We start from the raw sequence: 6,665 nt of genomic DNA, 5'->3' as shown, positions 1-6,665 counted from the left end.
TCGAACCAGTGACCTCTTCGGTGTGAACGAAGCGCTCTCCCACTGAGCTAATCGCCCGGGCGCACCGCACACATTACCCCATGTCAGCGGTGCTCCACGACGCGTACCGGAGCACCCGGACCAGGGCAGCCGGATCAGTCGTCGCCCGGATCAGTCGTCGATCTTCCAGGGCATGACGATCCCCAACTTCCAGACGTAGACCGCGAGCAGCACGACGACGATCACCAGACCGACGGTGGTGAGGATCATGTTCCGCCGCCGGACCTTGGGATCGAGCGCCTTCTGGGTCGCCTCCGTCACCTTGCGCCGGGTCCAGCGCAGCACCAGCTGGGCCCAGACGAACTCGGTCGCCCAGATCGCCATCCCGCCGAAGATCACCAGCCAGCCGGGGCCGGGCAGCACCAGCATGGCGACGCCCGCGCCGACCACCGCGAGACCGACCAGGAAGACACCGACCTGCCAGCTCAGATGGAGCGCCCGCGACGCCCGGATGAATCCCGGCGCGCGCGAGCCCAGCTCACGCTCCGGCGCGGCTTTCGGATCTTCCGTCGTCACATCCCCGACGGCGGCCTCCGGCGTCGTCGGAACGACGACCTGCCCCCGCTCGTCACTCTCCGCATGCATAAGGCCCAACCTACCCGAACCGCTCACATCACCGGAATGGCCGTATGACCTGAAGTCACACACCGCTGTACGAGGTACCTGAAGGCGCACAAAAGAGACAGAGGGGTTTACAACGGCACCATAGGTGGCATGTCGAATTCGCCGACGTGCGAATCCCCGAGCGCACACTGAGCGAAAGGCCCTGGCGCTTATGAACACCACGGTCAGCTGCGAGCTGCACCTGCGCCTCGTTGTATCGAGCGAGTCCTCACTGCCTGTACCTGCGGGCCTGCGGTATGACACGGCCGATCCTTATGCCGTGCACGCCACCTTCCACACCGGAGCCGAGGAGACGGTCGAGTGGGTTTTCGCCCGCGACCTTCTCGCCGAGGGGCTGCACAGGCCCACCGGCACGGGCGACGTCCGGGTCTGGCCGTCCCGCAGTCACGGTCAGGGCGTCGTCTGCATTGCTCTGAGCTCCCCGGAGGGAGAAGCGTTGCTCGAGGCCCCGGCGCGGGCCCTGGAGTCGTTCCTCAAAAGGACCGACGCCGCGGTGCCGCCGGGCACCGAGCATCGTCATTTCGACCTCGATACGGAGCTCTCACACATCCTGGCCGAGAGCTGAGCCAGGCAGAGGGCTGCTCGGCGCCGTCCGACTCGGGGAGACGGCGCCGCGCGGACAATCGCATACAGGGAGGACACCGGCGCCGACGCCGCGGAACCCACCGCGACGCCGGCGCCGGTGCGTTCCGGCCGTGTTCCACCGCGTACACACTCCATTGCCGTACAAGCTCCATTGCCGACACGTTCCCCGCCCGGCCGCCCGGGGCAGCGGCTAAAGTCAGCGGGATTCGGCGGGCACCGGCCCGCGGCAGGCCAGGGAGCGGATCGTGCTGATTCCCCACGACACCAGGATCGCCCTCGACACCGTGGTCGATCTGGTGAACACCGCGCCGGAGGACGGTACGGGCGGTGCGCGGAACGGCACACCCGACGGCCTCGCGGACATCGAGGCGCTGTACGGCTTCGTACGGAGCCACAGCCTCAGCGGAGTGGGCGACCTCGGCCGGCGCGATCTGCGGGCCGTGCTGGAGGTACGGACGCGTTTCGCGGAGGTGTTCGCGGCACCGGACGCGCGCACCGCGGCCGATCTGATCAACCGGCTGGTCGCCGGCGCAGGGACGACACCGCAGCTCACCGACCACGACGGCTATGACTGGCATGTGCACTACTTCGCGCCCGGGGCCTCGGTCGCCGATCATCTCGCCGCCGACTGCGGGATGGCGCTGGCGTTCATGGTCGTGGCCGGTGAACAGGAGCGGCTGCGCCGCTGCGAGGCCCCGGACTGCGGGCACGCGTTCGTCGACCTGTCGCGCAACCGCTCTCGCCGCTACTGCGACAGCCGCACCTGCGGCAACCGGCTGCATGTGGCCGCGTACCGGGCTCGCCGCAAGGAAGCGGCCGGCTGAGCCTCACAGCAGGAACAGATCGTGCACCGCTGCCATCAGCAGCAGCGAGCCGATCACCGTCAGAAAGATCATCAACGGCGGCTGAGACAGCGCGAAAAGGCAACCGCGCTGCTCATCGGTGGGTACGGGGGTCTCACCCCGGGAGGTATCGAGCATCTCGGGGCGATCATGACGTACCCCGGACCATGCCAATGACCAACACGCGTTTTCGGCGCGGGAGTTCATCATATTCCGTGGACAAATCACTGGAACCGCCGCCGGAACGGCGCTCACCTGCGATCCTTCCGCGAATACGCGATGCGAAGCCGGTCAGATGCCGTGCTGTCAGATGCCGTGCTTCTTGAGGATGGCCTCGATGTCGCTGAAGTCGTCGGCGGGCTGTGCCGCGCGCTCCTCGGCCTTCGGCTGTACGGCCGGAGCGCTGCCGGGACCGAGCGAGGGCACGGACGCGGCGGGTTCCACCGCTCCCTGCCGTGCCGCCTTGGCGGCCTCCTTGCGCTGCTTACGGGTGCGGCCGCCGCGCCGCTCGATCGCGCGTGTCGTCATGAAGAGCAGCCATGCCACCGCGAGCACGCCGAACCCCAGCCAGGCCATCGGGCTGAAGGCCGTGTTGGCGGCCCACTTCACGATGCCCGTCATCACCAGGGCCACCGGGACCAGCGCGTACGCCAGGATCCGCGTCGCGGCGAGGAACCGCTTGCGGTAGGCCGTGATCGCGGCGATGCCCACGCCCGCCGCTGACACCGCAGAGCAAATGGTCTCGGCAATCATCGGTTCCTCCAGGCAGAGCGCGTCGTCGGCCGAACACCTTTCCGTACTCCATCCTGCACCTGACCACCTGCTCGGGGCCACGGTGGAGAACGGCGTCCGGCGGATCTCGGGGAGAACTGGGGGATGTCATCCTCCCCAGGTCCCGGTTTTGGGCCCGGGTGCCGCGTCCGGGAGACTGGCCTCCATGAGCGACTTCATCAGCGCCGGATCCCTCGGACCCGTCGTCCTCGATGTCTGGTTCGATCTCCAGTGCCCGGACTGCCACACCGCCCTGGCGGATCTGAACGCGCTGCGTGCCCGCTACGGCGACCGGCTGGAGACACGGCTGCGGCACTTCCCGCTGGAGCGGCACAAGCACGCGTACGCCGCCGCCCAGGCCATGGAGGAGGCCGCCGAGCAGGGCAAGGGCCGGGCCTACGCGGAAGCCCTGCTCGCCAGGACCGCGGAGCTGAGCGCCGGAGGCGAGCCCGTACTGCTGGAGATCGCGCGCGAGCTGGGCCTGGACGTGGAGGAGTTCGACACCGCCCTGATCGACGGCCGTCATCTGCTGGCCGTCGACGCCGACCAGGCCGAGGGCAAGGCGATCGGCGTGACCGGCACCCCGACCTATGTCATCGACGGCGAGCGCCTCGACGGCGGCAAGAGCCAGGAGGGACTGCGCGCCCGGATCGAGGAGATCGCCGACCGGCTGCTGGCAGGCGAGAGCGCGTAGGGCCGGATCCCGCGCACCGGGCCCGGCTCGGCGGGAGCGCTGGGAGAAGGCGGGCGCTCAGAGGAGCGGCTTGAAGAAGTTGCGCTGGGTCGTCCCGTATCCGAGCGATTCGTACAGCCGGATCGCCGGTGTGTTGCCCGCGAAGACATGGAGCCCGAGCAGTTCGGAACCGGCTTCCAGGGCTATCCGCTCGGCGTGCAGCATCAGCGCCCTGCCGTATCCCTTGCCGCGCAGGTCCGCCCGCACGGCCACGTCGTACACATACGATCCGGGCCTGCCGGCGCGTACCTCACGAGAGGCGACCCAGACATGGCCGACGGCGCTTCCGCCGTGGACCAGGACCTGCAGTGCGGCGCCGGGAGTGGCGAGCCCGCCGGGCAGCAGCTCCCGGTGGCTGGCCTCCGACTTGGCGCGGGCCTGCTCGGGCGGTGTGCCTCGGTCGATCCAGCTCTGCGCATAGCTCTCGACGGACTGCGCCGCCCAGGCCGCGTACTCCGACTCGTTCATGGGACGGCCTGCCACGCCCTCCGGGAGGGCGGGCGGTTCCGGCGGGAGCTCTTTGTCCATGTTGCGACCGCGTTCGACATAGCCGAGGGACTCCAGCATGCGCAGCGCGGCCACGGCGTCGGGCGGTACGGAGGCCATCACCTGGTCGCAGCCCCAGCCGCGCAGCACCTCTTCGGCCGCGAGCGCGGCGACGGTGGCCCGGCCGCGCCGCCGGTCCGGTTCGTCGATATGGAGCGCGCGGATGGTCCCGGCCTTGTGGCCGAAGCCGGGATCCGTGGCGATCTCTACCGTACCGACGGGACGGCTGTTCACGCAGACCTCGTAGGAGCGTGACTTTCCGCCGTCGTCGGTCTGCCGGAGCGGCCCGGTCGGCCGCAGGGTGGTGGTCATCAGGGGAGTTGTACCCGTCGCGCGCGGTGGAGTCATCTGGTTTACGGATTGGAGCTGCCCGAGAGTGTCCAGGCCCTGTCCGGCCGCCGGACGGACGGACGGGCCTAGGGATCCAGGTCCGCCGCGGCGCGCTCCTCGAAGAGGCGCATCGCCTTGCTGGTCACCGGGCCCGGCGCGGTGGGGAGTTGGCGGTCGTCCACGCGGTGGACGGCCTGTACATCGCGCAGCGTCGAGGTCAGGAAGATCTCGTCCGCGCGCTCCAGAACGTCCAGCGGCAGATCGGTCTCACGGGCGCCCGCCCACTCGGCGGCCAGGGCGCGGGTGATACCGGCGAGACAGCCGGAGGCGAGAGGCGGAGTATGCAGCTCGCCGTCGAGCACGACGAAGACATTGGAGCCCGTGCCCTCGCAGAGCGCTCCGACGGTGTTGGCGAAGAGCGCCTCGGAGGCGCCGTGTTCGTGCGCGCGGGCGAGCGCGACGACATTCTCGGCGTACGAGGTGGTCTTGAGCCCGGTCACCGCGCCGCGTTCGTTCCGTGTCCAGGGAACGGTGATGACGGCGGTGGTGTCGGGACGGCGTTTCGTCGCGCTCGCCGCGACGACCAGGGTCGGGCCCTCGTCGCCGCGGTCGGAACCGAGCGGGGAGAGTCCGCCGGTGCAGGTGATCCTGAGCCGTCCCAGCTCCATGGGATTCGCGTCGAGCACGGCCGTACAGGCGTGCCGTATCTCGTCCAGGTCGGGTTCCGCCAGCCCGAGACCACGGGCCGAGCGGGCCAGCCGGTCGAGATGGCGGGTGAGGGCGAAGGGCCTGCCCTGGACGGCCTTGACCGTCTCGAAGATTCCGTCGCCCACGGTCAGGCCGTGATCGAACACGGACACCCGGGCGGCTTCGGCCGTCAGCAGTCCGCCGTTGACCCAGATCCTCATGACGCGGTCCTTCCGGTCGCCTCGTACCCGCCCGACTCGTACACGCCCGACGCTATCGCGAGCAGTCTGGACGCCTTCAGTTCGGTCTCCTCCCACTCCCCCTCGGGATCCGAGCCCCAGGTGATCCCGGCGCCCGCGCCGAAGCGCAGCACGGGTCCGGCCTCGGTGGCGCGGTCGATCCAGAACGTACGGATCCCGACGGCCAGGGCGCCGGTGCCGCGGTCCGCGTCGACCCAGCCGATGCCTCCGCAGTAGGGACCGCGCGGTGCCGTCTCCAGCTCCTCGATGATCTTCAGGGCGCTGGACTTGGGCGCGCCGGTGACCGAGCCGGGCGGGAAGGCGGCCGGGAACAGATCCGGCCAGCCGGCCTTCTCGGTGAGTTCGCCGCTCACGGTCGAGACGAGATGGACCAGTCCCGGGTGGGACTCCACCGCGCAGAGCGCCGGGACGGTGACGGAGCCGGTGGCGCAGACACGGCCGAGGTCGTTGCGTACGAGGTCCACGATCATCACATTCTCGGCGTAGTCCTTCGCCAGCAGATCGGCGGCGGTACGGCCGGTGCCCTTGATCGGGCCCGACTCGACGGTACGGCCGTCACGCCGCAGAAACAGCTCGGGCGAGGCGGTGGCGATCTCCACACCGTGGCCGGGCAGCCGGATCGTTCCGGCGTACGGAGCCGGATTGTCGCGCGCGAGCAGCGACGTCAGCGCGTCGACGTCGGAGGCGGCCGGGTCGGGCAGCGGCGCGGAGAGGACGCGGCAGAGATTGACCTGATAGACATCGCCGGCCGCGATGTGCTCACGGATGCGCCGTACGCCCTCGGTGTACGCGGCGCGGTCGAGGGACGACGTCCAGTCACCGGGACCAGGTCCGAGCCACCGGCCCGGTACGGGGATGGGCACGGGCTCGGCCCGTACATCATCGAACCTGGCACAGGTGAGCCGGCCCTCGAAGTCCGCGGCGACGGCCCAGAAACCGGCGGATTCGAGCGCCTCCGGATCATGGGTGACATCCCGCAGGTCGGTGGCGACGAGGGCGCCGAAGCGGGCCAAAGGAGCGAGATCGTGCACGGTTGCGAGTCTAGAACAGCCGCTGTTGGGCCGCTCCGGGCCGAACGCACGGCGAACGCACCGCAGCACGCTGCGCAAACGCGTTTTTGTGCTGGCCCCGGAATCCGCTAGAGTTCAACACGTCGCCGGGCCGTCCAGACGGGCCGGGAAACGACAGGCGGACGTGGCTCAGTTGGTAGAGCATCACCTTGCCAAGGTGAGGGTCGCGAGTTCGAAT

General features: G+C 69.7%; 9 protein-coding genes. 3 read left to right on the top strand and 6 right to left on the bottom strand.

Going from position 1 to position 6,665, the window contains the following annotated elements:
* Positions 1–150: 150 nt before the first annotated feature.
* Complete coding sequence (locus tag GA0115259_RS31205) at positions 151–624, bottom strand: TIGR02611 family protein (RefSeq protein ID WP_093603215.1); 474 nt, start codon at positions 622–624, stop codon at positions 151–153.
* A 190-nt stretch (positions 625–814) separates the two neighbouring features.
* Here GA0115259_RS31205 and GA0115259_RS31200 point away from each other — a divergent pair, with 190 nt between their 5' ends.
* A complete protein-coding gene (locus GA0115259_RS31200; protein ID WP_003959770.1) occupies positions 815–1,228 on the top strand; it encodes an SsgA family sporulation/cell division regulator in 414 nt (137 codons plus the stop codon).
* A gap of 265 nt (positions 1,229–1,493) precedes the next feature.
* A complete protein-coding gene (locus GA0115259_RS31195) occupies positions 1,494–2,072 on the top strand; it encodes a CGNR zinc finger domain-containing protein (protein ID WP_093603213.1) in 579 nt (192 codons plus the stop codon).
* Positions 2,073–2,075: 3 nt separating this feature from the next.
* On the opposite strand, the gene GA0115259_RS39745 is transcribed toward GA0115259_RS31195, so the two are convergent.
* Both GA0115259_RS39745 and GA0115259_RS31190 read right to left on the bottom strand, forming a co-directional pair.
* Positions 2,076–2,345: a hypothetical protein gene (locus GA0115259_RS39745; RefSeq protein WP_141716766.1), complete on the bottom strand. Its 270-nt coding sequence runs from the start codon at positions 2,343–2,345 to the stop codon at positions 2,076–2,078.
* Positions 2,346–2,396: 51 nt separating this feature from the next.
* Positions 2,397–2,843 carry a hypothetical protein gene (locus GA0115259_RS31190; RefSeq protein ID WP_093603211.1) on the bottom strand — a complete coding sequence of 149 codons (447 nt, stop codon included), beginning with the start codon at positions 2,841–2,843 and terminating at the stop codon, positions 2,397–2,399.
* 184 nt (positions 2,844–3,027) lie between these two features.
* Between GA0115259_RS31190 and GA0115259_RS31185 the strand changes: the two genes are divergently transcribed.
* Positions 3,028–3,555 carry a DsbA family protein gene (locus tag GA0115259_RS31185; RefSeq protein WP_093603209.1) on the top strand — a complete coding sequence of 176 codons (528 nt, stop codon included), beginning with the start codon at positions 3,028–3,030 and terminating at the stop codon, positions 3,553–3,555.
* 57 nt (positions 3,556–3,612) lie between these two features.
* On the opposite strand, the gene GA0115259_RS31180 is transcribed toward GA0115259_RS31185, so the two are convergent.
* From GA0115259_RS31180 to GA0115259_RS31170, 3 genes are all read right to left on the bottom strand, one after another.
* Positions 3,613–4,452 carry a GNAT family N-acetyltransferase gene (locus GA0115259_RS31180; protein ID WP_093603207.1) on the bottom strand — a complete coding sequence of 280 codons (840 nt, stop codon included), beginning with the start codon at positions 4,450–4,452 and terminating at the stop codon, positions 3,613–3,615.
* A gap of 104 nt (positions 4,453–4,556) precedes the next feature.
* Positions 4,557–5,378 (bottom strand): aminotransferase class IV, encoded by an 822-nt coding sequence (locus GA0115259_RS31175; RefSeq protein WP_093603205.1) that lies wholly within the window; start codon positions 5,376–5,378, stop codon positions 4,557–4,559.
* Entirely contained in the window at positions 5,375–6,448 is a 1,074-nt protein-coding gene (locus GA0115259_RS31170; protein ID WP_093603203.1) for a chorismate-binding protein, read from the bottom strand. The genes GA0115259_RS31175 and GA0115259_RS31170 overlap by 4 nt, the downstream gene beginning before the upstream one ends.
* Between the last annotated feature and the right edge of the window lie 217 nt (positions 6,449–6,665).

This window comes from Streptomyces sp. MnatMP-M17, assembly GCF_900091995.1.
GTDB lineage: Bacteria > Actinomycetota > Actinomycetes > Streptomycetales > Streptomycetaceae > Streptomyces.
This window is presented reverse-complemented; position numbering and strand designations above follow the sequence as displayed.